Origin of the sequence: Paraburkholderia acidipaludis NBRC 101816 (genome assembly GCF_000684975.1) — a bacterium.
In the GTDB taxonomy this organism is placed as follows: domain Bacteria; phylum Pseudomonadota; class Gammaproteobacteria; order Burkholderiales; family Burkholderiaceae; genus Paraburkholderia; species Paraburkholderia acidipaludis.
The window spans coordinates 1-1023 of record NZ_BAXZ01000059.1; the positions used below are offsets into that span (position 1 = coordinate 1).

1 protein-coding gene and 1 pseudogene are annotated in these 1023 nt (G+C 66.9%); both read left to right on the forward strand.

The window, feature by feature from the left end:
* The coding region (locus BAC01S_RS35260; protein ID WP_043204222.1) for a hypothetical protein at nucleotides 1-351 on the forward strand (351 nt) is incomplete at its 5' end.
* Nucleotides 352-522: 171 nt separating this feature from the next.
* Nucleotides 523-1023 (forward strand): annotated as a pseudogene (locus BAC01S_RS33160) (muramidase); the annotation flags it as partial.

Here is a 1023-nt window from a genome sequence, read left to right on the forward strand (position 1 = left end):
GACTGGATGCAGACGTTCGACTGGAGCGACGCAGCGCAGGACGAGCGCGCCCGCCAGGCCGCCCGGTGCATCGGGTGGGTGGCGCTGGAGAGCGATATGCGCGAGGCGGACGGCGAACGCCGGGAGGGCGACGCCGCGTTCGGTAGTGTGATTGCAGGCTTCGGCTTTGACCTGTCCGCCTGGGAGGTCCTGGACCTGTGCCGCGAGGAGGTGGGGCCGCTCGAAGATTTCGACACTGCGACGGTGCGCTCCGCCCTGCTGCCGGTGCTGGCGCATCCGTTCGATCACTGGGACCGCCCGCGCGTGGCCGACGATGCAGATGGTCTGGAAACACTCAGCTTTGCGCCGTGACAAGAGACCAGAATTTTCTGGCTGCCAGTGATTGATCGGTGCCGTGCCGTGGGGTTACATGTCGCGACGGACCATGACGGGTCCGCATCGCGACCCGCCCCGGTTCAGTCCTGCAAGCCTTGTCCGCCGGGTGTCGCTTCCACCCAACCCGGCAATGAGGCCCGCCCATCCATGACGGCACACCACGGTCATTCACAGCATCCCGCCGCCCCCACGACGCCCGCCACGCCCGCACAACCTTATTGGCAACCCCTGAACTGGAGTTTCCCGTTTCCTCCCGCGAACGGCGATTCCGTCGATCCGCAAACCTGGCTCGGTGCCCTGGCGAATTCGGACGGCGGGTTCTATCCGCTCGGCTCGAACGGCATGTATCACGGCGGCATCCACTTCGACTCAGGTACGGGCGGCAAGCTGAAACAGGGCGATGGCGTCAGGGCCATTGCCGATGGCGAGGTGGTGGCCTACCGGCTCGATTCGACTTATCCCGAACTGACCTATCCACCTTTCCCGCCGCGCTACGCGCTGTACTCTTCGGGCTTCGCGCTGCTGCGTCACAGGCTTGTCCTGCCGCCCGCACCGAAACCGGCAGGCGCATCGCCCACCCCGGCGTCCCCTGCGGTGTCCGCCTCCAGCACCGATAGCGCACCGGCCTACCAGCCGCCCGCCGATGAC